The 24450-nt window shown below is 66.3% G+C and carries 20 protein-coding genes; 3 read left to right on the forward strand and 17 right to left on the reverse strand.

Going from position 1 to position 24450, the window contains the following annotated elements; genetic code table 11:
• Positions 1–222, reverse strand: a 222-nt coding sequence (locus Q8814_RS07245; RefSeq protein WP_330151344.1) for a hypothetical protein, incomplete at its 3' end; no start/stop codon positions are given.
• A 12-nt stretch (positions 223–234) separates the two neighbouring features.
• On the opposite strand from Q8814_RS07245, the gene Q8814_RS07250 reads away from it, so the two are divergent.
• Positions 235–495: a hypothetical protein gene (locus tag Q8814_RS07250; protein ID WP_330151345.1), complete on the forward strand. Its 261-nt coding sequence runs from the start codon at positions 235–237 to the stop codon at positions 493–495.
• A gap of 24 nt (positions 496–519) precedes the next feature.
• Here the strand turns inward: Q8814_RS07250 and Q8814_RS07255 are convergent, their stop codons facing one another.
• From Q8814_RS07255 to Q8814_RS07275, 5 genes are all read right to left on the reverse strand, one after another.
• Entirely contained in the window at positions 520–837 is a 318-nt protein-coding gene (locus tag Q8814_RS07255) for a DUF202 domain-containing protein (protein ID WP_330151346.1), read from the reverse strand.
• 11 nt (positions 838–848) lie between these two features.
• Positions 849–1226 (reverse strand): YidH family protein, encoded by a 378-nt coding sequence (locus Q8814_RS07260; protein WP_330151347.1) that lies wholly within the window; start codon positions 1224–1226, stop codon positions 849–851.
• 46 nt (positions 1227–1272) lie between these two features.
• On the reverse strand, positions 1273–1731 hold the full coding sequence (locus Q8814_RS07265) for a QcrA and Rieske domain-containing protein (RefSeq protein ID WP_330151348.1): 459 nt from the start codon (positions 1729–1731) through the stop codon (positions 1273–1275).
• A gap of 140 nt (positions 1732–1871) precedes the next feature.
• Entirely contained in the window at positions 1872–3401 is a 1530-nt protein-coding gene (locus tag Q8814_RS07270) for a DHA2 family efflux MFS transporter permease subunit (protein WP_330151349.1), read from the reverse strand.
• A gap of 151 nt (positions 3402–3552) precedes the next feature.
• Positions 3553–5253, reverse strand: coding sequence for an FAD-dependent oxidoreductase (locus Q8814_RS07275; protein ID WP_330151350.1), 1701 nt, complete (start codon positions 5251–5253; stop codon positions 3553–3555).
• Positions 5254–5422: 169 nt separating this feature from the next.
• On the opposite strand from Q8814_RS07275, the gene Q8814_RS07280 reads away from it, so the two are divergent.
• Both Q8814_RS07280 and Q8814_RS07285 read left to right on the forward strand, forming a co-directional pair.
• Positions 5423–6232: an acyl-[acyl-carrier-protein] thioesterase gene (locus tag Q8814_RS07280; protein ID WP_330151351.1), complete on the forward strand. Its 810-nt coding sequence runs from the start codon at positions 5423–5425 to the stop codon at positions 6230–6232.
• A 19-nt stretch (positions 6233–6251) separates the two neighbouring features.
• On the forward strand, positions 6252–6743 hold the full coding sequence (locus tag Q8814_RS07285) for a SixA phosphatase family protein (RefSeq protein ID WP_330151352.1): 492 nt from the start codon (positions 6252–6254) through the stop codon (positions 6741–6743).
• 95 nt (positions 6744–6838) lie between these two features.
• On the opposite strand, the gene Q8814_RS07290 is transcribed toward Q8814_RS07285, so the two are convergent.
• The 11 genes from Q8814_RS07290 to Q8814_RS07340 form a co-directional block, all read right to left on the reverse strand.
• Positions 6839–10810: a DNA-directed RNA polymerase subunit beta' gene (locus Q8814_RS07290; RefSeq protein WP_330151353.1), complete on the reverse strand. Its 3972-nt coding sequence runs from the start codon at positions 10808–10810 to the stop codon at positions 6839–6841.
• A 116-nt stretch (positions 10811–10926) separates the two neighbouring features.
• Entirely contained in the window at positions 10927–14433 is a 3507-nt protein-coding gene (gene rpoB, locus Q8814_RS07295) for a DNA-directed RNA polymerase subunit beta (RefSeq protein WP_330151354.1), read from the reverse strand.
• A gap of 354 nt (positions 14434–14787) precedes the next feature.
• Positions 14788–15546, reverse strand: a complete 759-nt coding sequence (locus Q8814_RS07300; protein ID WP_330151355.1) for a hypothetical protein — start codon at positions 15544–15546, stop codon at positions 14788–14790.
• A gap of 29 nt (positions 15547–15575) precedes the next feature.
• The gene (locus Q8814_RS07305) at positions 15576–16181 is read right to left on the reverse strand and encodes a hypothetical protein (protein ID WP_330151378.1); all 606 of its coding nucleotides are present in this window, start codon (positions 16179–16181) and stop codon (positions 15576–15578) included.
• 137 nt (positions 16182–16318) lie between these two features.
• Complete coding sequence (locus Q8814_RS07310; protein ID WP_330151356.1) at positions 16319–17566, reverse strand: MlaD family protein; 1248 nt, start codon at positions 17564–17566, stop codon at positions 16319–16321.
• Positions 17563–18885 (reverse strand): MCE family protein, encoded by a 1323-nt coding sequence (locus Q8814_RS07315; protein WP_330151357.1) that lies wholly within the window; start codon positions 18883–18885, stop codon positions 17563–17565. The genes Q8814_RS07310 and Q8814_RS07315 overlap by 4 nt, the downstream gene beginning before the upstream one ends.
• Positions 18882–20147, reverse strand: a complete 1266-nt coding sequence (locus Q8814_RS07320; protein WP_330151358.1) for an MCE family protein — start codon at positions 20145–20147, stop codon at positions 18882–18884. The genes Q8814_RS07315 and Q8814_RS07320 overlap by 4 nt, the downstream gene beginning before the upstream one ends.
• On the reverse strand, positions 20147–21145 hold the full coding sequence (locus Q8814_RS07325) for an MCE family protein (protein WP_330151359.1): 999 nt from the start codon (positions 21143–21145) through the stop codon (positions 20147–20149). The genes Q8814_RS07320 and Q8814_RS07325 overlap by 1 nt, the downstream gene beginning before the upstream one ends.
• Complete coding sequence (locus tag Q8814_RS07330) at positions 21142–22221, reverse strand: MCE family protein (protein WP_330151360.1); 1080 nt, start codon at positions 22219–22221, stop codon at positions 21142–21144. The genes Q8814_RS07325 and Q8814_RS07330 overlap by 4 nt, the downstream gene beginning before the upstream one ends.
• Entirely contained in the window at positions 22218–23591 is a 1374-nt protein-coding gene (locus tag Q8814_RS07335) for an MCE family protein (RefSeq protein WP_330151361.1), read from the reverse strand. The genes Q8814_RS07330 and Q8814_RS07335 overlap by 4 nt, the downstream gene beginning before the upstream one ends.
• Complete coding sequence (locus Q8814_RS07340) at positions 23588–24448, reverse strand: MlaE family ABC transporter permease (protein ID WP_330151362.1); 861 nt, start codon at positions 24446–24448, stop codon at positions 23588–23590. Before Q8814_RS07340 ends, Q8814_RS07335 begins: the two co-directional genes overlap by 4 nt.
• Positions 24449–24450 lie beyond the last annotated feature (2 nt).

The following is a 24450-nucleotide window of genomic DNA, read 5'->3' on the forward strand; positions in this document are numbered from 1 at the left end:
CTCGCGTACCGACAAGTGCGCCAACGCCGCCAGCAACGACACCGAGGAGGTGGCACCGGCCTTGACTGCCTGACTCACCGACGAGGAATCACGCAACGGTCCGTACACCACGTCCAGGGACTTGACCTGATCGGTTCCCGCCGCCACAATGCGGGACTGACTCCCCTCCATGCCCTGATCGATGTCCTGGTGCACGGCCAGGACATCGCTCTTCCGCTCCACCGGGAGCTTCCGATGCCGGTCGTGCCGGCAGCCGCGGCCGCCACGCGAGTATGGGCCGACCAGGAAAAGAACTCTGCCCGCGTGTTCGACTCGCTTCCGCTGCGCACCTACCGTTTCGTGGCCACCGATGTCGCATGGGAGGCCGGACGGGGAGCGGAGGTCCGCGGACCGATCTCCGCCATCCTGTTGCTGCTGACCGGTCGACGCGTGGCACTGCCCCGCCTGTCCGGAGCCGGGGCCGAGGAGTTGCGTGCGCGGCTGTCGCCCGGGTGAGCCGGAGCTACGACGGCCGGCCGATCACTGCGCGAGGATGATCATGACTGCGGCCGACAGGGCCAGTGTCACGACGGTGGTGGCGAGAACGAGGTTGGTCCACCAGCTGTACGACCCCTGACCGGCGACGAAGCTGCGTACCCGGGCACGGTGATGTGGACGTGCACCGACCAGGAGGACGAGAACCGGCACGAGGCAGATCAGTCCGATCGTCACGACCACCGGACCGGGGCCCGGCGCGAATCTCATGAATCCGAGCACCACGGCGCCGAGGCCCGTTGCCGTCCGCAACCAGGCGAGACTGGTCCGTTCGGGCTGCAGCCCGGGGTCGTCGTGCCTCATGGTTCCGCGGTTCAGACGAGGATGGCCACGGCCAGCACGACCGCGGTGCTCGCGAGCATCCCGGCCAGTACGAGCGCTGTCCACGGAGGCGGAAGGGGACGGTCCGTCCGCATCGCGGCTTCCACGCCGATCCAACGCAGCAGGGCCGAAACGACCAGCACGGCAGCGAACACCAGCAACACGCACGAGACGAGGGTGCGCACCCCCGGACTGACGACGTCGCCCCCGAACGTCTCGAGCGCCACGGCGGCGGCGATGACACCGATCGCCGTGCGGATCCACGCCAGGAAGGTCCGCTCGTTCGCGAGGGTGAACCGGGCATCCGGCTCGCTGCCCTCGCGCAGTCCCCTCGGCCGCCAGTTCCGTCCCGTCGAATTCGTCGAACTCACAGTGCAGACTGTATCCCGGTGTGGGGGCTCACGGTGGCCGACGATCTCAGCCGACGACCAGGTCCGTCCCCCGCGCCTCGATGGGACGCGATTTCAGGGGCCGCTTCGCGGGACCCGCGACGGGCGCGCCGTCGAGCGCGAACGTGCTCCCGTGGCAGTTGCACACGATCAGGTCGTCTTCGACCCCTGTGATGTTGCAGCCCTGGTGAGTGCACACCGCGATGAAGGCGTGGAAGTCGCCCGCCGTGGGTTGGGACAGCACCAGGCGCTTGCCGGTGAGCAGCACCGCTCCGCCGATCGGTACGTCGGCGGTCGCGGCCACGACCTCGGCATCCGGCCCGGGCGGCGAGGTCGTGGTCGCGACGGGCGGTTGCGCACGGTCCCCTCCGGCGTCGGAGGCGCCGCCGCACGCGGTCAGTGCGGTGGTGGCTGCAACCACGCCTGCACTACCGAGCAGTGCGCGCCGACTCAGCGCGGTGCTTTCGGATGTCAGGTCGATATTCATGCGCAAGTCCGTTCCGATTGCCGACGGGTGTCCATCGAGAAGGCTAGTCGGAAGCGACGGTGGGTCGGCGCCCGCTGCCCGGGATCACCACGGCCGGGCTCGGTGCTCGACTCCGGTGCATCACGCTCGGCCGTCTCCACTCAGTGCATCACCGCAGCAGCGCCGCTCTCCTCCGTCGACCGCGTCGTGCGGGTGCGGGGCAGGAGAGCCGCAGGGATCAACGCGACGACCATGATGAGCGTCGCGACGAGGAACGTGTCGCCGAATGCGTCGGCAAGCGATCCGAGCACCGACTGCTGCATCTCGGGCGGCAGCTGGGCGAGCGCATCCGAGTCGGGTTGCCCGGAAGTGCCTTCGGGCGAGCCCTCGGGAGAGATCACGCGGCTGGTGAGGATCACCGACATCGTCGCGGTACCGATGGACCCCGCTGCCTGCTGCACGATGTTCATCAGGGTCGATCCGCGCGCGATGCTCTGATCGGTGAGGGTCTGCAGCGCCGCCGTCATCGTCGGCATCATCGTGCAGCCCATCCCCATACCCATCACGAAGAGCGCGCCGAGCAGCAGCGGGTACGCGGTCTCGACATCCACCTGGGTGAACACGCCCATGCCTGCGATGATGAGGGTGAGTCCGACGAGCACGATCTTGCCCGGCCCGATGCGGTCGACGAACCGGCCGGCGATGGGCATCGTGAGCATCGCACCCAATCCCTGCGGCGCGAGCAGCAGACCCGCCGCGAGGGTGGTTTCTCCGCGCACCTGAAGGAAGTAGCTGGGGAACAGCAGTCCCGCCCCGAAGAACGCGACAGCGAACACGGTCATGGTGAGCACCGCGTAGGTGAGCTGCCGGTTGCGGAACAGGTAGAGGTCGATGAGCGGGTGCTTCGCCCTCAGTGCGTGGACGACGAACGCCGCAACGAGCACGAGGCCGATGATGCCGCTGACGAGAACCCGCGGGGACGCCACCGTGCCTGTTTCCGGGAGTGAGGAGACACCGAACAGGAAGAGGGCAAGGCCGGGCGAGAGCAGGAGCATGCCGACGAAGTCGAACGACTCCGACTTGCTCGGCGCGTCCTTGGGCAACACCGCGACAGCCACGATCAGCGCGACGATTCCGATGGGCAGGTTGATCAGGAAGATCCAATGCCAGGTCGCGGCCTCAATGAGCCAGCCGCCCAGAATGGGACCGCCGATGGGTCCGAGCAGCATGGGAATGCCCAGGACCGCCATGACGCGGCCGACGCGGTGCGGACCCGCCGCCCTCGTCATGATCGTCATGCCGAGCGGCATCAGCATGCCGCCACCGAAGCCCTGGACCACACGGAACGCGATCAGCGACTGCACATCCCATGCCATGCTGCACAGCACCGAACCTGCGACGAACAACACGAGCGCGAGGAGGTAGAGACGTTTGGTTCCGAAACGATCCGCGGCCCACCCGGTGAGTGGAATCACGCTGGCGAGCGCGAGCGTGTAGGCCGTCATCGTCCACGCGACGGTCGCGTAGGTGGCCTGGAATTCGGACATGAACGTCGGCAGGGCGACCGAGACGACCGTCACGTCGAGAATCGACATGATCGCGCCCAGCACCACCACCGAGGCGATCTTGAGTACGCCCGCATCCAGCTTGTCGCTGGGGGGCGCAGATGAACCTGATGCTGGGGACGTCATGGGGTTGCTCCTGGTTCGGCGCAGGCGTCGGCCCGCAGATCGTGACGGAACGTCCCGCCGGAAACCTGGACATCCCGTCTCCGTCGACGCCGGATGCCGATGCAGGACGCCGGGTGATCTTAACGAAACAGCGTTGGTGTCCCCAACCGGTTTATCGCCGAACGGATCCGAGGAGTGGCAACAGACGCCGTCTGCGTCCGCGGTCGACAAGTGCCTGCCGATCGGTGATCTTCACGCGCGGTCGGCCCTCCGCTCGTCCGGCCTCCTGTTCGGCAGCGTCGATGCTGCGCCATCCGTGAAGGTCGATCCGGTCGGGTCGCCGCTTCGCCAGCAACCGGCCGAGCGTGCGCCGGTCGCCGGAAGGTTCGGGGAGCCGGCCCGCGTCGAAGTCGGCCAGCAGCGCGGCGACCGTCTCCTTCGAGCAGCCCTTGTTGGTCCCGATGACGCCGTTCGGGCCCCGCTTGATCCAGCCCGCCACGTACACACCGGGCTCGACGCGGCCTTCGGTGTTGGGGATGACGCCGCGACGTTCGTCGAACGGCACACCGGGTACCGGCACGCCGCGATAGCCGATCGATCGCAGCACGAGATCGGCGTCGAGGTCTTCGGTGACGCCGGTGGCCCGGGCGGCCACGGTACCGTTCTCCGCTTCGACCAGCTCGGTTCTCGCGACCCGGACTCCGGTGACGCGCTCGTCGCCGAGCAGCTCCTGCGGTGCAGCCAGGTAGCGGAAGACGATGCGCTTGTGACCGGGCCGCGGCGGCCGCTGCGCGTATTCGCGCGCGAGTTGTATCCGCAGCGCGGTGGCCGGGTCGTTCTCGGCGGCGCGAGCGCTGAACGGATCGAGGGCGAGGTCGGTGTCGGCGTCGTCGATCACGACGTCCACACCGTTCAGGTTCGCGAGGGCGAGGAACTCGGGGTTGCTGTAGGCAGCCTGGGCCGGTCCGCGGCGACCGAGAAGCACCACCTCACGGATGTCGCTGCGGCGCAGCGCTTCGAGTGCGTGATCGGCGATGTCGGTACGGGCGAGATCGTCGGCGTCCATGGTGAGGATGCGGGCGACATCGAGTGCGACGTTGCCGTTGCCGATGATCACCGCCCGTCCCGACCGCTGTCCGGTGCCGGTCAGCTCGAATGTGCGATCGGCATGGTCGGGGTGCCCGTTGTACCAGGCGACGAACTCGGTTGCGGCGTGACTTCCCTGCAGGTCTTCGCCCGGGATGCCGAGGCGGCGATCGGCGGACGCACCGACGGCGTAGATCACGGCGTGGTGGTGTTCGAGCAGCTCGGCATGTGTGAGGTCGCGGCCGATCTCGACGTTCAGGTGCAACTGCAGTTCGTCGCGGCGGAACGACCACTCGAACGAGTCGGTGACGCTCTTGGTGCCGGGGTGGTCGGGTGCGACACCGGCACGGACCAGCCCGAACGGAGTGGGCGCGCGGTCGAATATCTCGACTTCGACATCAGAGCGCTCGAGCAGCTCCTGGGCGGCGTAACACGCGGCCGGACCTGCGCCGACGATGGCGACCCGCAGCGTTTTCCGGTCGCGCGGAGGTGCCGGAACCGGGGTGAGCGGCTCCCACGTGTCCGGCATCGGGTGGGTCTTGTAGTAGTCGGCATTGATCTGCGTGAATCGGGCCTGCGCCGGGGTGAGCCGGTCTTCGGGGACGATCGCCTCGACCGGGCAGGCGTCGGCGCATGCCCCGCAATCGATGCAGGTCTGCGGGTCGATGTGCAGCATCTCGGCGGTCGCGAACCCGGGCTCCTCCGGAGTGGGGTGGATGCAGTTCACCGGGCAGACCGCGACGCAGCTCGCATCGTTGCAGCACGTCTGGGTGATCACGTAGGCCATGTCGGTGTCCTCGATGGGCGGGGGCGGCTCGCCGCCAAGTTCATGTAACACTCGGTAACAGCTAACACGACTGTAGCCGTCTCCGCGTGCAGATCGCAAGACGCCCTGCACATCCGTGCGCGGCCTGAAACAATCGCACGATCGACCAGCCGCACAAGGGGGAATGCGCATGGACACGGTTACGTCCACCGAGGATCTCCACTGGAGCTCTCCGCTGGGTGAACTACCGCCCGAAGCAAGACCGTTCAGCACCGAACGCACCGTTCGAACGGGTGACGTCGATCCCGCACAGCGACTGCGCCTCGACGGGGTCGCGCGATACCTACAGGACATCGGCATCGACAACCTCGCCGCCGTCGACGCGATGGAGACCGATCCGCTGTGGATCGTGCGACGCACCGTCGTCGATGTCCTTCGCCCTGCCCGCTTTCCGCAGAAGCTCCGCCTGCAGCGGTGGTGCGACGCGCTCTCCACGCGGTGGGCGAACGTGCGGGTCCGGATCGACGGGATGCCCACCGACGACAGCGACCCGGACGAACCCGGACCACTCATCGAAACCGCGGCGTTCTGGATCGACATCAACCCGGCCAGCGGAACACCCGCCCGCATCAGCGACACACTGTTCGCGCACATGTCCATGCACGCGTCCGACACCCGCCTCAAGTGGCGCGCGTGGCTGCCGCCCACCCCACCGGACGGCGACGCGACCGTCGAAACGCGGGAATTTCCCCTGCGGGTGACCGACTTCGATCCGTTCGGGCACGTCAACAACGCCGCGTACTGGCACGGAGTGGAAGAGCTCCTCGCGGCGAGACCGGATCTGCAGAACGTGCCGTACCGAGCGGTGATCGAACACCTGCGACCGGTCGTCACCGGCGACACGCTCGTCCTGCACGCGCACGACGAACCGGACGCACTCGGCATATGGTTCATCGTCGACGACGAGGTCCGCGCCGTCGCAAAGGTCGGACCGCGATAGACGACCTACGGTGGAGAACATGAGCCGCACTCTGATCTTGCTGCGCCACGGCAAGTCCGCATATCCGGACGAAGTGGACGACCACGATCGCCCGCTGTCCCCCCGGGGTCGCCGTGAGGCGGGACTGGCCGGCCGATGGATCCGGGCTCACCTTCCACCGATCGATTCGGTGCTGTGCTCGACCGCCACCCGAACGCGCAAGACCCTCGCGGAGGCGGCCATCGACGCACCTGTCGACTACCGTGATCGGCTGTACGCGACGACGCCCGCCATCCTTCTCGACGAGATCCGCACGGTGGACAAGTCGGTTCATACCCTCCTGGTGGTCGGACACGAGCCGACCCTGTCCGCGACCGCCCTGGCCCTGGCCACCGACCACAGCTCGGACATAGCCCACCAGCTGACCGAAAAGTTTCCCACGTCGGCGCTCGCGGTGCTGAAAGTGCGCGGCACCTGGGCAGCTCTCGAACCCGGATGCGCGGAGCTCAGCTCCTTCCACATCCCGCGCTAGCGGCCTTCCGACAACCCGGAAACCGCGCCGCGGCAAAGCGAAAGGTCCCGCCCCCGAAGAGAAGGGGGCGGGACCTTTGCATCTACGGCAGCGAACTACCGGTAGTCGTTGGAGTAACCGTAGTCATCCAGCGGTACTGCAGCGCCGGTGTTCTGGCCGAAGCCCTCCGGCGAGTAGTACTGGTCGTCGTATGCCGGGATGGCGTACGCGGCCGCACGGGCCTCCTCGGTGGGCTGAACCTGGATGTTCCGGTACTTGTTGATGCCGGTACCGGCCGGGATCAGCTTGCCGATGATCACGTTCTCCTTGAGACCGATCAGCTTGTCCGAGCGGCAGTTGATCGCCGCATCGGTGAGCACGCGGGTGGTCTCCTGGAACGACGCCGCCGACAGCCACGAATCGGTGGCCAGCGAGGCCTTCGTGATGCCCATGAGAACGGGGCGGCCGGCAGCCGGCTCGCCGCCTTCCTGCACGACGCGACGGTTGGCAGCCTCGAACTCGCTGCGCTCGACCAGAGAACCGGGCAGGAACTCCGTCGCACCCGAATCGATGATCGTGACGCGACGCAGCATCTGCCGCACGATGGTCTCGATGTGCTTGTCGTGGATCGACACACCCTGGCTGCGGTAGACTTCCTGGACCTCGTGGACCAAGTGGACCTGCACCTGCCGGGGACCCATCACGCGCAGCACCTCGTGCGGATCGGCAGCACCCTCGAGAAGCTGCTGGCCCACCTCCACGTGGTCGCCGTCCGCGAGCACACCCTCGGTGCCGTCGGCCTTGCGGATGACGGGCCGACGCTGCCGCGTGGTGAGCTTGGGGTTCAGCACCTCCTCGCCACCGTCGTCGGGGATGATCGTGATCTTGTAGAAACGATCGTCGTCCTCGAGGCGGATACGGCCGGACACATCGGCGATCGGGGCCTTGCCCTTGGGGACACGGGCCTCGAACAACTCCTGGACACGCGGGAGACCACCGGTGATGTCCTCACCGACGCCACCCTGGTGGAACGTACGCATCGTCAGCTGCGTACCGGGCTCACCGATGGACTGCGCGGCGACGATACCGACGGCCTCGCCGATGTCGACGAGCTTGCCGGTGGCCATCGAGCGGCCGTAGCACGTGGCGCAGACGCCGGTGCCCGTGTCGCAGGTCAGCACCGAACGGACCTTGACCTTCCGGATGCCGGCCTCGAGCAGAGCCTCGATCGCCGGATCGCCCAGGTCGGAGCCACGCGCGACCACGACGTTGCCGTCGGAGTCGAGTGCGTCGGTCGCCAGGGTGCGTGCGTAGGTGCTCGTCTCGATGTGGGCGTCGCGGACCAGCTTGCCGGTCTCGTTGCCCGACGCATCGCGCTCGGGCTCGGCGATCGTCATCTCGATGCCGCGCGGCGTGCCACAGTCGACCTCGCGGACGATGACGTCCTGCGACACGTCGACCAGACGACGGGTCAGGTAACCCGAGTCGGCGGTACGCAGAGCGGTATCGGCCAGACCCTTACGAGCGCCGTGCGTGTTGATGAAGTACTCGGCGACGGTCAGGCCCTCACGGAACGAGGACTTGATCGGGCGCGGAATGAACTCGCCCTTCGGGTTCGTCACCAGGCCCTTCATACCCGCCAGCGCACGGATCTGGGTCATGTTGCCCGCAGCGCCGGACTTGACGATCGTGGGGATCGGGTTGTCGTCCGGGTAGTGCGCCTCCATGGCCTGACCGACCTCTTCGGTCGCTTCCTGCCACAGCTTGACCAGCGAATCGCGGCGCTCGTCCTCGGACAGCTTGCCGCGGTCGTACTGCCGCTGGATAGCGTCGGCCTGGCCCTCGTACCGCTCCAGGATGTCCTTCTTCTCCGGCGGAACGAGCACGTCCGCCATGGAGATGGTGACGCCCGAACGCGTGGCCCAGTAGAAGCCGGCGTCCTTGAGCTTGTCGACGGTCTGTGCGACGACGATCATCGGGTAGCGCTCGGCGAGATCGTTGATGATCGCGGCCTGACGCTTCTTCGGCATGATGTCGTTGACGAAGCCGTAGTTCACGGGCAGCAACTCGTTGAACATCACGCGACCGAGGGTCGTGTGCGTGGTCCACGGTTCGCCGTACTTCCAGCCGTCGGGGAACAGTTCGTTCTCGACGTCGCGCGGAGGCCGCTGGTGGATCAGACGCACCTTGATCGGCGCCTGCACCGAGAGCACGCCGCGGTCGACGGCCATGATCGCCTCGGCCGGCGACGAGTACGCACCCTGCTCCGGTTCGTCGGTGGTCGTGGCCCGGTATGCACCGGGAGCGTCCTCCACCAGACGGGTCAGGTGGTACAGACCCGTCACCATGTCCAGACGCGGCATGGCGAGCGGACGGCCCGATGCCGGCGACAGGATGTTGTTCGACGACAGCATCAGGATGCGCGCCTCGGCCTGTGCCTCCGCGGACAGCGGAAGGTGCACGGCCATCTGGTCACCGTCGAAGTCGGCGTTGAACGCCTCACACACGAGCGGGTGCAGCTGGATCGCCTTACCCTCGACAAGCTGCGGCTCGAACGCCTGGATGCCCAGGCGGTGCAGCGTGGGAGCACGGTTGAGGAGCACCGGATGCTCGTTGATGACCTCTTCGAGGACATCCCACACCTGCGGACGCTGACGCTCGACCATGCGCTTGGCGGACTTGATGTTCTGCGCGTGGTTGAGGTCGACGAGGCGCTTCATCACGAACGGCTTGAACAGCTCGAGCGCCATCAGCTTCGGCAGACCGCACTGGTGCAGCTTGAGCTGCGGACCGACGACGATGACCGAACGGCCCGAGTAGTCGACGCGCTTGCCGAGCAGGTTCTGACGGAAGCGGCCCTGCTTGCCCTTGAGCAGATCGGACAGCGACTTGAGCGGACGGTTGCCCGGACCCGTGACGGGCCGGCCACGACGACCGTTGTCGAAGAGCGCGTCCACAGACTCCTGCAGCATCCGCTTCTCGTTGTTGACGATGATCTCGGGAGCACCCAGGTCGATCAGTCGCTTGAGACGGTTGTTGCGGTTGATGACGCGGCGGTACAGATCGTTGAGGTCGGAGGTCGCGAAGCGGCCACCGTCGAGCTGAACCATCGGACGCAGCTCCGGCGGAATCACCGGCACAGCATCGAGAACCATGCCCATCGGCGAGTTGCCGGACTGCTGGAACGCGGCCACGACCTTGAGGCGCTTGAGCGCGCGCAGCTTCTTCTGGCCCTTACCGCTGCGGATGGTCTCGCGCAGGGAATCGGCCTCGGCGTGGATGTCGAAGGTCTCGATGAGCTTCTGGATGGCCTCCGCGCCCATCGCGCCGGTGAAGTACTCACCGTAGCGATCCTGGAGCTCGCGGTAGAGCATCTCGTCGACGATCAGATCCTTCGGCTTCAGCTTCGTGAAGGTGGACCAGATCTCGTCGAGCCGGTCGAGTTCGCGCTGAGCGCGGTCGCGCAGCTGACGCATCTCGCGCTCGCCGCCGTCCTTGACCTTGCGGCGCACATCGGACTTCGCGCCCTCGGCCTCGAGCTCGGCCAGATCGGCTTCGAGCTTCTGCGCGCGGGCCTCGAGATCTGCGTCGCGCTGATCGGCGACCGTCTTCTTCTCGACCTCCATCTCCGCCTCGAGCGTCGAGAGCTCGTTGTGACGCAGCTCGTCGTCGACGGTGGTGATCACGTAGGCGGCGAAGTAGATGATCTTTTCGAGATCCTTCGGCGCAAGGTCGAGCAGGTAACCGAGACGGCTCGGAACACCCTTGAAGTACCAGATGTGGGTAACCGGTGCGGCCAGTTCGATGTGACCCATCCGCTCACGGCGCACCTTGGCGCGGGTCACCTCGACGCCGCAGCGCTCACAGATGATGCCCTTGAAGCGGACACGCTTGTACTTGCCGCAGTAGCACTCCCAGTCCCGGGTGGGGCCGAAGATCTTCTCGCAGAAGAGTCCGTCCTTCTCGGGCTTGAGCGTGCGGTAGTTGATGGTCTCCGGCTTCTTGACCTCGCCGTACGACCAGTTGCGGATGTCCTCAGCGGTGGCAAGGCCGATGCGGAGTTCATCGAAGAAGTTGACGTCGAGCACGTAACTTCCTTTCCCCTGTTCGGGTTTTGTTGCTGCTAGTTGTCGCTATCGCTGCCGTGCCCCGACGCGGTACGTCCACCATCGTGGATCGTGCACGTACCGCATCGGTCCGGCTCCTAGTTCGCGAGGTCGTCGACCGTGGCCGACTCGTTGCGGGAAAGGTTGATGCCCAGATTGGCTGCCGCACGCTCGAGGTCCTCGTCGTCGCCGTCGGCCATCGCAATGGCCGCACCGTCGCTGGAGAGCACCTCGACGTTGAGGCACAGCGACTGGAGCTCCTTGAGGAGAACCTTGAACGACTCCGGAATACCCGGCTCGGGGATGTTCTCGCCCTTGACGATGGCCTCGTAGACCTTCACGCGGCCCACCACGTCGTCGGACTTGATGGTGAGCAGTTCCTGGAGCGTGTATGCCGCGCCGTAGGCCTGCATCGCCCAGCACTCCATCTCACCGAACCGCTGGCCACCGAACTGGGCCTTACCACCGAGCGGCTGCTGCGTGATCATCGAGTACGGACCGGTCGAACGAGCGTGGATCTTGTCGTCGACCAAGTGGTGCAGCTTGATGATGTACATGTAGCCGACCGACACGGGGTACGGGAACGGTTCGCCGGAACGTCCGTCGAAGAGCGTCGCCTTGCCGTCGGGGCTGACCATGACCTCGCCGTCGCGGTTGGGCAGCGTCGACGACAGCAGTCCGGTCAGTTCCTCTTCGCGGGCACCGTCGAACACCGGGGTGGCAATGTTGGTGTTCGGCTCGGCGGAGTGCATCTCCTCGGGGAGGTTGCTCGCCCACTCGGGGAGCCCGTCGCCGCCCGCGACCTGAACGTTCCAACCGGCCTTGCCGATCCAGCCGAGGTGGGTCTCGAGGATCTGGCCGATGTTCATACGACGCGGAACGCCGTGCGTGTTCAGGATGATGTCGACCGGGGTGCCGTCGGGCAGGAACGGCATGTCCTCCTGCGGGAGGATCTTGCCGATGACGCCCTTGTTGCCGTGGCGGCCGGCGAGCTTGTCGCCGTCCTGGATCTTGCGCTTCTGTGCCACGTACACGCGGACGAGCTCGTTGACGCCCGGAGGCAGATCGTCGTCGTCCTCGCGGGAGAACACGCGGACGCCGATGACCTTGCCGGTCTCGCCGTGCGGCACCTTCAGCGACGTGTCGCGCACCTCGCGGGCCTTCTCACCGAAGATCGCGCGGAGCAGCCGCTCCTCGGGGGTGAGCTCGGTCTCGCCCTTCGGGGTGACCTTGCCGACGAGGATGTCGCCGTCGCGGACTTCGGCACCGATCCGGACGATGCCGCGCTCGTCGAGGTCGGCAAGGACCTCGTCGGAGACGTTCGGGATGTCGCGGGTGATCTCCTCGGCACCGAGCTTGGTGTCGCGGGCGTCGATCTCGTGCTCCTCGATGTGGATCGAGGTGAGCACGTCCTCCTCCACGAGGCGCTGCGACAGGATGATCGCGTCCTCGTAGTTGTGGCCTTCCCACGGCATGATCGCCACGAGCAGGTTCTTGCCGAGCGCCATCTCACCGTTCTGGGTGCAGGGTCCGTCGGCCAGAACCTGGCCGGCCTCGACCCGCTGACCCTCGTCGATGATCGGACGCTGGTTCGAGCAGGTGCCCTGGTTTGAGCGGTCGAACTTGCGCAGGCGGTACGTGCGGCGGGTGCCGTCGTCTGCCATGACAGTGATGAAGTCGGCGGAAACCTCCTCGACCACACCTGCCTTCTCGGTGACGATGACATCGCCGGCGTCGACGGCGGCACGGAGTTCCATGCCGGTACCGACGATCGGCGACTCGCTGCGCACCAGCGGCACGGCCTGACGCTGCATGTTCGCACCCATCAGGGCACGGTTGGCATCGTCGTGCTCGAGAAACGGAATCATGGCCGTGGCGACCGACACCATCTGGCGCGGCGAGACGTCCATGTACTCGACGACCTCGGCGCGGACGTACTCGATCTCCGCGCCCTTCTTACGGACGAGCACACGATCCTCGGCGAAGGTACCGTCCGCTGCGATCGGCGAGTTCGCCTGCGCAATGAGGTAGCGGTCCTCTTCGTCGGCCGTCAGGTACGCGACCTCGTCGGTGACGATGCCACCTTCGACCTTGCGGTACGGGGTCTCGATGAAACCGAACGGGTTGACCCGCGCGTACACCGACAGCGAACCGATCAGGCCGATGTTCGGGCCTTCAGGGGTCTCGATCGGGCACATGCGGCCGTAGTGCGACGGGTGGACGTCGCGGACCTCGAGGCCGGCGCGTTCACGCGACAGACCGCCGGGGCCGAGAGCCGAGAGCCGGCGCTTGTGCGTCAGGCCCGACAGCGGGTTGTTCTGGTCCATGAACTGCGACAGCTGGGAGGTTCCGAAGAACTCCTTGATCGCAGCCACGACGGGACGGATGTTGATCAGGGTCTGCGGCGTGATGGCCTCGACGTCCTGAGTGGTCATGCGTTCGCGAACCACGCGCTCCATGCGGGACAGGCCCACGCGGATCTGGTTCTGGATGAGCTCGCCCACCGTGCGCAGACGACGGTTGCCGAAGTGGTCGATGTCGTCGACCTCGACGGGGACCTCGACGCCGCCCGGGGCGGTCATCGCGGTGTCCCCCGAGTGCAGACGCACGAGGTACTCGACGGTGGCGACGATGTCTTCCTCGGTGAGGGTCGACGCCTCGATCGGCTGGCCGGTATTCAGGCCCAGCTTCTTGTTGATCTTGTAACGTCCCACGCGCGCCAGGTCGTAGCGCTTGTCCTTGAAGAAGAGGTTCTCCAGCAGGGTCTGCGCGCTCTCCTTGGTGGGAGGCTCACCCGGGCGGAGCTTGCGGTAGATGTCGAGCAGCGCCTCGTCGGTGCCGGCCGTGTTGTCCTTCTCGAGCGTGGACATCATGATCTCGGAGAAACCGAAGCGCTCCACGATCTGCTCGGTGGACCAACCGAGGGCCTTGAGCAGCACGGTGACCGGCTGGCGGCGCTTACGGTCGATACGCACACCGACGGTGTCGCGCTTGTCGACGTCGAACTCGAGCCACGCACCGCGGCCCGGGATGACCTTGACGCTGTGCAGGTCCTTCTCGGTGCTCTTGTCGACGGACTTGTCGAAGTACACACCGGGCGAACGCACCAGCTGCGAGACGACGACGCGCTCGGTGCCGTTGATGACGAAGGTGCCCTTGTCGGTCATCATCGGGAAATCACCCATGAAGACCGTCTGGCTCTTGATCTCGCCGGTGTTGTTGTTGATGAACTCGGCCGTGACGAACAGCGGAGCCGCGTACGTCATGTCCTTGTCCTTGCACTCCTCGACGGAGGCCTTGACCTCGTCGAAGCGCGGGTCGGAGAAGGACAGGGACATCGAGCCCGAGAAATCCTCGATCGGGGAGAGCTCGGCGAGGATTTCCTCGAGGCCACCCGTGGTGGAACCGTCGCCACGTTCGGCAGCCTTCGCGCGCCAACGCTCCGAGCCGATCAGCCATTCGAAAGAATCTGTTTGTAGATCGAGGAGTCCGGGGACTTCGAGGGGTTCGCGAATTTTCGCGAACGAAACCCTCTTCGGGGCTCCGGGGATTCCGGCTACTGCCTTGGTCTGGCTAGAGACTGCCAAGATGCGTCCTTCCAGCACCTCACGCGGGCCGCTCCAACCGGTGCGACCGCCGCTGTACCTGCTTCTTCATGTGGGGCGTTTTCGCTGGTCACAACCCGAACGAAAACCCAACCGAGAAGCCCGGACAAGGTCGTCCCAGGGGACGAATTCCGGCTCGACGATCGAGGAGTGGACAGGAGGCAGCCAGCGCAAAGACCTAACTTACAGCAAAATGGCGCAGATGTCCACGGGGGTGCCTCAAAGAAGCCTGGCAGCGTCCCTGACAAGCTCGGAATCGCACAGGCGTACCGATAGAGTGACCGCTCGGACGCGGCTCGTCAAGACTTCACCGATTTCCCGAAGACCGACGCGGTCGAGCCCGGATACCGTCACTCAGCGATCTCGGATGTCGGAAACCAGCCACCGACCGTCCGATTTCTCCATGCGCAGGAGCAGCGGTGCCGCCGCACTCCCCTGCGCGATCCCGTCGCCCGTCGCGCTCACGTTGATGAATGCCGCGACCTCCGCGGTCGACTCGTCGAGCATCGACGCACCGATATGCGCGACGTCGACCTCGGTCACGGTTCGCGTCTGCACCGCCGCTTCCTTGGTGACACTCGCCGTCGAGTCGAACTCTTCGCGCCGCTCGGGCGTCAGCAATTCCCGGATCCGGGCGAAATCGTCGTCGATCGTCTCGAAGTTGTAACCGTGCATGGTCTCGATCGCGTGCGTGGCCGCCTCCGTCACCTGGGCGGTAGCGGCGTGATCGACCCATGCCTCGTTGGCCGTCGAAACGCCGGGACGGAACGCGGCCACCGACGCAAACGCGGCCAGCACGAGGGCGGCCGCACCTAGGACCGCGACGGGTCGCCACCGGCGGCCGGCGGAGCCGCCACCGGAATCCCCGAGTTCCTCGGCTTCGGGCTCGGACTCCTGTGGTTCCCGTTTGGACAGGTCCACAGGGTCCGGAACCGGGCGCTCGGCTTCCCGCTGCGGCGGCGCCCCTGCCGGAGGTCGGTGATCCTCGGGCTTCGGGACGATGTTCGGCTGCTCCGGCTTCACGGCCTCGGGCTTCGCCCTGGATGCGCCTGCCACCTTCGGGCGACGGCGCGACGGCCCGACCGGTCCGGTCTTGCGACGCTGCGGCGCCATTTACACACGCTCCTTCATCGGCTCGCTGCTCACTGTCCCGGCGTGCCTTCGCTCCCGGCCGGGGCCGGCTGCGAGTCCGGGGCCGGTTGGGAGTCGGGCGCCGGCTCGGCGGGTGCCTCGGCCGGGGGCGGAGCCGGAGCAGCGCCCGGCGCCGCACCTGCGTCCATCTCCACCGAGCCGAGCGGCTCGATCGTCTCCGCCTTCCACACGTCGCCGTCCTTGCGCAGCGACACGTTCATCGAAACCTTGTTGGTCACGAAGTTCTCGGGCGTCTCCGTCCGCACGGCCAGCACCACGAGTGCCCTAGCGACATCGTCATCCGCATTCAACTCGGTGAGGGTGCCGAACAGCACGTCGGACGACATGCTCGTGCCGGTCTGTGCGACCTGATCACGTATCTGCTGCTCGGTAGCGGCAAGGTCGTTCGTCAGGGCGTCTCCGGTGATCGACGACCGCATGTTCTCGATCGAGGCGTCGACGTTTTCCGCGTCGACACTGTTGAGGTTGATCGCCGCCTGAAACGCGCCGGAAAGCGCAGAGTCCCGCGCCTCTGCCGCCGCACGATCCACGAGCAGGGCCTTCCCCCACCCGAAACCGAACCACACCGCCGCCACCAGAGCCGCGACTGCCAGCACGCTCACGGTCGCCAGCGCGACCGTGTACAGCCCGCCACGCCCCGCCCTGTCCGGCGGTGCCGGCCGGGACGTGGTGGGTTCCGCGAGCGAAGCGACGGGGGAACCTGATGCACTCACTCCAATAACCTACTCACTGCTCACTTCGGGGTGACTCCGAGCAACGGCGCCAGCTGCGTCGCGATCGGATTCAGATTGAGCTTGTCGGGATCCTTCTTCGGGATGAAATCCCACGGCTGGATCGTCGCGGGGTCGCCGAACACGATCCTGTTCGCGCTGCGCACACCCGTGACGCTGCCCTGGGGCACCTCGCAGGACGCGTTCGTGTTCAACGGGAAGTCCTGCTGGGTGTCGTCGAAATGCGGATTCTGCGCCTGCATCTCGTCGAGGATTGCGTAGGTGCCCTCGTAACCGACGGTGCACGACGGCGGATTGTTCGTCTCGAGCACGATGCCCTGCTTGACGGTGCCGTCGCCGGGAGCGACCGTGGGGGAACTACCCGCGACCGCGGGCAGGAATGCCAGCAACGGCTGCAGCGCAAGCGCCTGCGGTGCGAGTTTTTCGCCGAACGCGGCCAGATGGGTCAGGTTCGCGGTGAGTCCCGGACCCGAGTCGGCGACGAGCTGTGTGAGCTGGTCACCGGCCTGGGTGCCCGTGTCGATCAGACGCCGCAGATCCGGATCGCTGTCGCGGAGCTGTGCAGTCACCAGATCCAGATCGGAACTGAACTGCTGGATCGCCGACGACTGCTCCGACTGTGTGTCGAGGACCGTGCGGCTGTCGCGGATCAACGCCACGGTTTGCGGCAGGTACTGCACCCCCGACTCGCTCAGCCCCTCGAGAGAATCGACGAGAACCTGGAGGTCGTCACCGCGACCGTCGAACGCGGTGCCGAGTTCGGTGACGACCGTGCGCAGCGCGTCGGTGGGAACCGAATGCACGAGGCCGTTGGCACTCAGGAGCAGGTCTTCGACCGCAACGGGAATGTCGTCGGCCGTCGATTCGATGACCGAGCCCTCGCCCAGGAAGGGGCCTTCCGCGTTGGGGGGACGCAGATCCACGTACTGTTCGCCGATCGCCGATCGGTTGGCGACGACGGCACGCGCCGACGCCGGAATCGGCGGTCCACCGTTGTCGAGCTTCAGCTCGACGTTGACCCCGTCCGAGGTGAGACTCAGGTTCCCGACCCGGCCGACCGGGACACCTCGATAGGTGACCTCGGCGTTCGAGAAGACCCCGCCCGAATTGGGGAACCGCGCATCGACGGTGTACTGCCCGAAACCCATCAGGTTGTCGAGCCGCACGTACCGGGCGCCCACGAAGACCACGCCGGCAACCGCGATCACCAGGAACAATACGAGTTGCACTTTCACGAGCCGTGATCTCATCGGCCACCCCCGAGTCCGAGCTGATCGAGCAATCCCTCCAGCGGGTTGGGCGCCGGTCCGTCGTTCTCGGAGCCGGCTCCTGCTCCCGTGACACCGGGTATGGCAATTCCCTCCGGCAGGGACACACCCTCCGGCAGCGCTACCCCTTCGGGGAGACGCAGGGTGGGCGGCGGCAGAACCGGAAGCAACGAAACGGTCGGCCACCCGACGGCCGGGCCGTTCCCGTTGTAGTACGGGTTCGACGGATCCACCACAGGCTTCGGATTTCCGAACTTCGGCTGCCGGTATACCGGCTCACCCTGACCGACGCCCAGTCCCGCCAATGCGTCGGCGATCTGCAGATCCACGACGAGGAACAGATTCACCGACCCACCGAGCGCGATCTTCTCGACGCCGTCCGGGAAGGGCACCGTCGGGATGAACGGCAGGGCCTTGACGAGATCGTCACCCGATGCGGCGAGCTGCTGGAGTGTCGGACGCAACGCCTGCAGGTCGGCGATGAGGTCGTCCTTGGACTGTTCGAGAACATCGGTGCCGACGGTGCCGAGCCGGTCGAGCTGGGCAAGGAGCTCGACGAGCTGCGGTCGCTGCTGCTCGAGCACCTCGGTGGCGACCGGAAGGTCGTCGAGAATCGCGCCGATTTCGTCGGTCTGCTCGGCCACCCGCCCCGACAACGCATCGAGGCCGTCCAGCGCACGTGTGATGTCGTTGCGTTGCTGTTCGAGACCTGTGATCAGCGTTTCGGCTTGTTCGATCAGACTGCGGGTGGTGCCTTCTCGTCCGTCGAACGCGGTGGACAGCTCGTCCACGACGGGCGCGAGCTGACCGACGCCACCACCGTTGAGCAGCAGCGACAGTGCTCCGAGCACGGATTCGATCTCCGTCGCATGCCGTGTGCGCTCGAGCGGGATGGTGTCGCCGTCCTGCAGACGGCGCGCGGCCGGCTCGGCTTCGGGCGGCGTGAGCTGAACGAATTTCTCGCCCAGCAGGCTTGTCTGTTCGACCGTCGCGAGCGCGTTGGCCGGCAGTTCGACCGCCGAATCCAACAGGATTCCGACATTCGCGGTCCAGCCGTCGTTCGGTGCGACCTGGATCGTTTCGACGCGTCCGACCGGTACGCCGTCGACCTTGACGGTGGACTGCGGTACGAGGTCGAGGACGTCCTCGAACTCGATGTCGACTCGGATGGGGTGATCGCCGACGTCCGCGCCGCCCGGCAACGGAATACTCGACAGGCCGCCGCAGCCCGAGACCGCCACCGCGACGACGCACACGCCGCCGACGAGCGCTACGCGCCGAGTTTTCACCGTGCGTCTCACCGGCCCCCCTCCTGTCCGTTGTCGAGGTCGAGGCGCGGCGACTCCACACCGGGCACCGTGCCGGGCACGACCCGGCGCTGGATGTTCTCACCGCTGAGGATGCCGAACGGAAGAATCAGATCCGGGCTCTTCTGCTCTGCGGTGACCTGAGCCATGACGTCGCCACAGCGGTCGATCAACGGTTGCATCTGACGGCCGAGCTGTTCGAATCGCGGATCGCCGGGGACGAGCCTGCCGAGATCGATCAGCTTGCACACCGCACCGGCCGGATCTTCCAGATCGGTCAGCACCAGTCTCGACGAGAGGACACCTGCCTCGGCGTCGTACGAGTTCACCAGGTTGCTGACCGCGAGCGGGAGCAGCGTCAAGGAGTTGACCAGCGACTCCCGCTTGTCGGACAAGGTCTGCGTGATGGGCACCAAAGCGTCGACGTTGTCCTTCAGCGCGGCCTGGTTGTCGCGGACGAAGCCCGCGACGTCACCGAGCGTCACCGACAGCTGATTGAGCGCCAGGCCGAGGTTGTCGCGCTCACCGGCCAGGAAGCCGGACAGATCTGCGAGCTGGGTGTTGAACTCGCGGACCTGCTGGTCGTTCGCCGCGAGCGCGCTCACGAAGATCTGCAGGTTCTCGATCGTCCCGAACAGGTCGTCGCGAGATCCGTTCAGGGTCCGGGCCGCCGCCGACAACTGTTCGATGCTCTGCCCGAGCGCAGCCCCGTTGCCCTCGAGGTTCTCGGCACCGATCTCCACGAACTGGGTCAGGGCGCCGTCGGCATTGGCGCCCTCGGGGCCCAGTGCGCGCGACAGTTCGTCGATACTGACGTACAGCTCGTCGACCTCGACGGGAGTGGCTGTGCGGTCGCGGTCGATCACCGCTCCGTCGGCCATCGTGTCGCCGCCCGTGTAGGCGGGGGTGAGCTGGACATACCGGTCGGCCACCACGGACGGGGTGATCTGCACGGCTTTCGCGTCGGCGGGAATGTCGATCCCGCGATTCACGCGCAGGTCGACCTTCACGACATCGCCCTGAGGCTCGACTGCCGTGACCTTCCCGACCTCGACACCGAGCACCCGGACATCCGACCCCTCGTAGATCCCGACGCCCTTGTCGAAGTACGCGGTGATGTTCGTGGTGCCGGCACGGGTGAACACCCACCACAGCACTCCTGCGAGTACGACCACCGCTGCGACGACGAGCGCAACGACGGCGATACGCCCGCGACCCGTCCGGCCGGCGGTCTCGTCGGTCTCGGCGTGTGCCATCAGTTCACCCCTTCCATCGTGCGGACCGGATCGCGGTATCCCGGGATCTCCGGCAGGCCGGGCGGTGTCAGGTTGACGACGACCTGATCGAACCAGCGGCCGTTACCGACCACGTTCGTGTACAGGCGGACGAACGGCTCGTACAGGTCCATCGCCCGGGCCAGGTTGTCGTTGTTGTCCTGCAGGATCTGCACAACCCCGCGAAGATTCGCCAGCGCCGGGCCTATCGTCTCTTCGTTGTCCTGAACCAGTCCCGACAGTTCCGTCGACAACCGCTGGGTCCCCTGCAGCAGTTGCGAAATCGCCTGCTGCCGGTTGTTGAGTTCGGCGACGAGCAGGGCACCGTCGCCGAGCAGTCGATTGAATTCGGCGTTGCGGTCGGCCAGGACCTGCGACACGTTGCTCGTCGCCTCGAGGAGCCTCTTCAGCTCCTGGTCGCGGCTCGCGACGGTCTCCGACAACCGGCTCACGCCGTCCAGCGAGGCACGAATATCGTCCGGCGTGTCCGCGAAGGCCCCCGAGAGCGCTTCGAAACTCGTGGCGAGCTGGTCGGAATCGATCTCGCCGAGCGTCCTGGCCGCCGACGAGAACGCTTCGATCACGTCATACGGTGCGGTGGTCCGCTCCAGAGGAATCCGCTGCTCGGGATCGAGTACGTCGGAGCCCCGGGGATCGAGGGCAACGTACTTCTGCCCGAGAATCGTCTTGATCTGGATGGACGCGGAGGTGTCGTTGCCGATCCACGCGTCCTGCGCCTTGAACGACACGACGACCCGGTCGCCGTCGAGTTCGACGCTGCTGACCGTCCCGACCTTCACACCTGCGATACGGACCTCGTTGTTGGGCTTGAGACCCGCGGCCTCGGAGAACTCCGCCGTGTAGGTGGCACCCGCGCCGATGATCGGAAGCGAGTCCAGGAAGAAGGCGGACAGTGTGGCCAGCAGGACCACGACGATGCCCAGGGCACCTGCGGCTGCCGGACTGCGGCGTTTGCTCATCGTCCCTGCAACTCCTGCATCCCGTCCTGCGTGCATCGCTGCGCCGCATTCGTGTAGATGGGCTGGTTCACCGTGGGCAGCCCCGTCGGCATGTTCAGATACGGGACCGATCCCGGCCCGGCGACGATGTCGATGCCGCACAGATAGAACTGGAACCACGACCCGTAACTCGCGACGCGTGCGAGCTTTTCGAGCTTGACCGGGAGCGTGTCGAGGACCTTGTCGAGGGCGCCGCTGTTGTTGTTCAGGGTCGTCGTCAATTCGGTCAGCGCGGTGATCGATCGGGCGATCGACGGTCGGGTCGGCTCGAGCACGTCCGAGGCGGCGTCGGTCAGGCCCGCGAGGGACTGCACCGCGGACCCGACCGTGTCGCGATCGGCCGCCAGGCCGCTGACAAGGGCCTGTGTGTTGACCAGCAGTGAGTCCAGCTGCTGGTCGCGCTCGTCGACGGTCGTCAGAACGGTGTTGAGATTGTCGATGACATCGCCGATGACACGATCTTTGTCGGCGATGGTGTTGGTCAGGCTTGCCGTGCTGCGGATGAGATCGTCGACGGTGCCGGCTTCCCCTTGGAACACTTGAATGATCTGGTACGAGAGTTTGTTCACGTCGTCCGCGCTCAGTGTCTGGAACAGCGGCCGGAATCCGTCGAACAGCGTGGTCAGGTTGACCGCGGGCTTCGTCCGCTCGATGGGGATGGTCTCGCCGGCGGTCAGTTTCAGACCCTGTCTCCCCTCACCCTGTTCGAGCGCGATGTAGCGCTGTCCGACGAGGTTGCGGAACCGGATGGTCGCGGTGCTCGCGGCCGGCAGCCAGTCGCGTTCCTGGAGCGAAAATGTCACGCGAGCCTGCCGATCGTTGACGATCGCGATGTCCTCGACCTGCCCGACCCGCACTCCGGCGATTCGTATGTCGTCGCCTGTGTTGAGCGAGGTGACGTCGGAGAAGATCGCGTGGAACTTGGTGCCGCCACCTCCGCCGAGGCTCGCGATGGTGGCAGCGAGCATTCCGGTCGCGAGAATCGTCACGACGGCGAACACGATGAGTTTGGTCAGCGGCGCCGCAAGGCTTTTCATCCGAAGCTCACCTCGGTTCCGCGTAGTGCCGGTGCTCCCAGCCGGGTCGTCCACGCCGGCACGTCCTGCGGGGCCACGCCGGTGGCCTGCCCGTAGATCACGTCCAGGGTGTCCTGTTCGGCGCGCGATCCGGCGTACGAGACTGCAGTCGCGCTGTCGGACGGTGTGGTGCCGATGATGTCGCTCACCGCTTCGGGCACCCCCGAACCCTCCGGCGCAGGGAAGTACGACATGGTTTCCGGCCCCGGGTTACGCGACGGCACCTGGTACGAGCCGTCGTTGATGGAACCGCCCGGATACTGCGGAAACTTGCGGCCCGGTGCGGTGACATTGTTGTAGCAGGCGGGTCCGCGGGTATCGAGCAGCCGGGGTTCGTCCTGGTTGGGCAGGTACCTGCCCTTCGGGTTGGTGAACTGGATGTTCGCGCGCACCCCCGGGAACGGGTCGTCGGCCGCGAGCACGCCGGCCGCGGCGGGGGCTGCGTCGGCGAAGCCCTTCAGCATGCACGGGAAGGACGAGGAGTAACGCGCGAGCAGTTGCAGCGCTTCCTTCGAATCCGCCGCGATACTGATGAGCGAATTCGCGTTGGTCTGCAGCAGATCCGCCGTGGACGCCGAGCCGCCGGTTGCCGATACCAGCATGGTTTCGATCTGGTTCTCCTGTTCGACAACGGTGTTGCCCGTGGTCCGGAGGTTGTCGAGCGCGGCGACCAGGTCCGGTGCCGCCTCCGAGTACGTCTGGGAGAAATCGGCCAGGCCGCGCAGGTCTTCCTGCAGCGTGGGCAGTTCCACGTTGACTTCACGGAACACCTGTTCGAGGTTGTCGACGGTGCGGCCCAACGACTCACCACGACCGCTGAGGCCCTGCGCGAGCGCGCCGAGAGTATTGGCCAGGTCCTGCGGGGGAATCGCCTGCAGCAGTGGGAGGAGCCCGTCGAGGACCTCGCCGAGTTCGACGGTCGCCTCGCTGGTGTCCTGCACCAGAACGTCGCCTTCCTTGATCGGCGGCGCCGGCTCCTCGGGCACGATCAACGACACATAGCGTTCGCCGAACAGCGTTTTCGGCAGCAGCTGGGCTGTCGCGTTGGCGGGGATCTTCTCCGCCTTGTCGGGCTCGATCGCGAGCTGCAGCGTGACCTCGTCCCGGTGTGCACTCGTGCCCCGCACCTCACCGACGAGCACACCGCGCACCTTGACGTCGGCATTGTTCGGGAGCGCGTTGCCGATGCTGTCGGTGACGAGATCGATCTCCACAACCTTCTTGAAGGTCTTGTTGTACATCGCAATCGAGCCGAACAGGAACAGCGCCAGGACGAGGAAGAACACGAGGCCGAGAACTCGACGCCGGAGAACCGAGGTGGTGTCGCTCATCCGGCCACCCGCACTGTCGTGGTCGTCCCCCAGATCGCGAGGCTGAGGAAGAAGTCGAGGACCGCGATGGTGACGATCGCGGTGCGGACCGCCCGGCCCACCGCGACACCGACGCCCGCCGGGCCACCGCTCGCGTGGAATCCGTAGTAGCAGTGGATCAAGATCAACACGAACGCGAAGATCAGCACCTTCGCAAAGGAATACAGCACGTCCTCCGGTGGGAGGAACAGATTGAAGTAGTGGTCGTAGGAACCGGACGATTGACCGTTGAACAGGGTGCTGATGGCTCTCGTCGCGAGGTACGCGGCGAGGAGCGCGATGATGTAGAGCGGGATGACGGCGACGAATCCGGCGATCATGCGTGCCGTGACGAGGAACGGCACCGACGGCACCGCCATCACCTCGAGGGCGTCGATCTCCTCACTGATACGCATAGCTCCGAGTTGGGCGGTGAAGCCGCATCCCACGGTCGCCGAGAGCGCCAGCGCGGCGACGATCGGGGCCAGTTCCCGGGTGTTGACATAGGCGGACAGGAAGCCGGTGAGCACCGAGGAGCCGAGCTGCTCGAGTGCTGCGTAGCCCTGCAGACCGACGACGACGCCGGTGAAACCGGACATCATCGCAATGACGCCGATCGTGCCGCCGATGACGGCGAGGGCGCCACTGCCGAACGTGACCTCCGCGAGCAGGCGCAGCACTTCCTTGCGGTAGTGCGTGATGGTTTTCGGAGTCCACGCCACGGCACGCGCGTAGAACGACATCTGTTCGCCGGCGCGGTCGAGCACATTCAGCGGCGCGCGCAGCACCTTCCGACCGCGGATCATAACGAGATCGCCGCGGCCCTTGGCGATAGTCATCG

This window comes from Rhodococcus chondri (assembly GCF_036327435.1).
Classification (GTDB): domain Bacteria; phylum Actinomycetota; class Actinomycetes; order Mycobacteriales; family Mycobacteriaceae; genus Rhodococcus; species Rhodococcus chondri.